This window comes from Olleya sp. 1-3 (genome assembly GCF_002836085.1).
In the GTDB taxonomy this organism is placed as follows: Bacteria; Bacteroidota; Bacteroidia; order Flavobacteriales; family Flavobacteriaceae; genus Olleya; species Olleya namhaensis.
Genome location: NZ_PJBW01000020.1, coordinates 1 through 2,231 on the forward strand (window position 1 = coordinate 1; position 2,231 = coordinate 2,231).

The following is a 2,231-nucleotide window of genomic DNA, read 5'->3' on the forward strand; positions in this document are numbered from 1 at the left end:
CCAAGCATAGCGGAATTCCACTCAAACTGAAAAAACAGAACTTTAAAATCACCGAAATTCTGCCGACTCAAACTCCGAAAAACTTACTGTAAACTGAATTTCACTCTGGCGAAATTCTACTTAAATGGAATTTATATGGTTTGCGGAATTTTAGCAAGTTTGTGTGAAAATCAAACTGTTGAACCTCACTCAAAACCGAATTAAAAGCGGACGAAACTATTGCCGAACTCCAACTGTTGTGTTGAATCTCACTCAAACGGAATGACATTGATTATGTGAAATAATTAGCAAAATTCCACGCCTGGCAACAACGTGCATAATTAATATGCTTGTTTTATGCGTATCGTGAAATTCTGCCGAATTTCACTAATGGGTAGTTTTTATTTATTAATTTAGTTGACTTAATAACGCATACTAAGTCATGCACAAGCACGTTACCTGCAAGCTGAAAAAACTTACGAACTAATGAAATACATTTTTTGGACATTATTAATTCTACCACTTTTCAGTTCATACGGACAAAATGCAATTCGGATTTATAAAGTTGAAAGCAAAACTTTTGAAATCGAAAAAAAATATGCAATCCAAGAAATAATAATATATTCAGATTCTACATATTGTCATCGGAATTTTAGACTCGACGATAAATCACAAAAAGACGATTATCGATATTTTAAATCTATTGAGACAAATGGTACTTTCAGAAAAGACGGAGAGTTTTATTTTTTTAAGCCAAACAACGAGAGTTTCGAAGTTGGACGTTATAAAATAAGTGATGAAGATATTATTTATTACTACGATTGGAAAGAGGAAAAAATTAGAAAAGGAGCAAAATATAAAAGAGTAAAAAGCCAAGATTTACCAGATATAACTATTATTCGAGAGATTACCGAATATACTTACCATAGAAGTATTGATAATGAATTGGAATCATCAATTACGGAAGGAATAATTGAATACGGTAAAAACTTTGATAAAACTGGTGGTTTTGAATATTACCAATATTATTACCCTGAAAACAAGGACTTAATACGAATTGAATATTCAGCCTCTACAGACAATTATCTGACCGAAAACTATTATTACAAAAATGGTTTATTAATCTATGCGGAAAGGGTAAACAAGCAATCAAATGGAGAAAATGAAAAAAAACGGGTTTACCTAAATAATGGATTTATAATTCACGAATCCAAAACTGATTTTATAAATGCAAAATACTTAATTGAACAAGGAAATAAATATTTAAACGAATATAAAGCCAGCAGGTAACACCGTATATAATTTATTGCTAGTTCTAGCCTACTTACGAAAATCCTCGCGGATTTTCTATTCGGTTTTTATTTGCTAAATTAGGTGTTTAAACCACGCAACAAACCATATACAACAACGTTAGCAAACATATGACCAACCAATGAAATTCATCAAAATATTCATAATTCTTCTTTTAATTTTTAATTGTTCAGACAAAAAAACGGAACTTAAACCAACTGAATTTGATGAAGTTTTAGGAACTGAAAACACGAATACTTTAAACTTATTAGTTTCTGAATTTGAGAATGGTTTTCTAAAAACTCAATATCCGAATTTGGACATAGAAAATGCCTATAAAAAGTTCCTAACCGAAATAAGTGATGGAAAAATTAAGCATTCTCTAGCGATAACCGAAAAAAGTAAAAATATCTTTAATAAGAGCCAATTACGCCTAGAAATATTTTGTGTTGCCGACTCTACTTGGATTGAAAAAAATCCTTGGAATGATAAAACTTTATTGGTTAAAGCTAGAACTCAATGCAAAAAATCAGATGGAACATTTGAAAAAGGCGCTATGACAATGCCTTTTGACGAAAAAGAGATTTCTAAAGATTCCATCTTAAAAAAGTATATGAATTTTGTTAGGACAAATCATAACGGAAAATACATTAAGGCACTTAACTCAATTGCAAGCAAATCTGAATTTTTAAGTTCATTTGTAACAGACAGAAACGACTTTGGAATAATTCCGTTTTATTTCACAGCTAAAAGAATATTAGCGAATAAAGTCGACTTGAACGATTATTATATTAAAAGAATAATTATAGCGGAAATGAGTAATTGAAAAAAATACGTTTGCTAACACCGCGTATAATTAATTGCTTGCTTCTAGCCTACTTACGAACATTCCTGCGGAATATTCTATCTGTGATTTATTTGCTAACTTAGTTCCTTAAATCACGCAACTAACCATACACAAT

Annotated in this window: 2 protein-coding genes; both read left to right on the forward strand. The window is 30.6% G+C overall.

Translation table 11 applies throughout. The annotated features are described in order from the left end of the window. The first annotated feature begins 465 nt into the window (after nucleotides 1–465). Complete coding sequence (locus CXF54_RS12850; RefSeq protein WP_101203860.1) at nucleotides 466–1,269, forward strand: hypothetical protein; 804 nt, start codon at nucleotides 466–468, stop codon at nucleotides 1,267–1,269. 142 nt (nucleotides 1,270–1,411) lie between these two features. After that, nucleotides 1,412–2,095, forward strand: a complete 684-nt coding sequence (locus CXF54_RS12855; protein ID WP_101203861.1) for a hypothetical protein — start codon at nucleotides 1,412–1,414, stop codon at nucleotides 2,093–2,095. The last annotated feature ends 136 nt before the right edge of the window (nucleotides 2,096–2,231 follow it).

What these genes read in the sequence shown, in the direction of transcription:
- CXF54_RS12850 (WP_101203860.1), top strand. Translation starts at nt 466, where the DNA reads ATGAAATACATTTTTTGGACATTATTAATTCTACCACTTTTCAGTTCA.
- CXF54_RS12855 (WP_101203861.1), top strand. Translation starts at nt 1,412, where the DNA reads ATGAAATTCATCAAAATATTCATAATTCTTCTTTTAATTTTTAATTGT.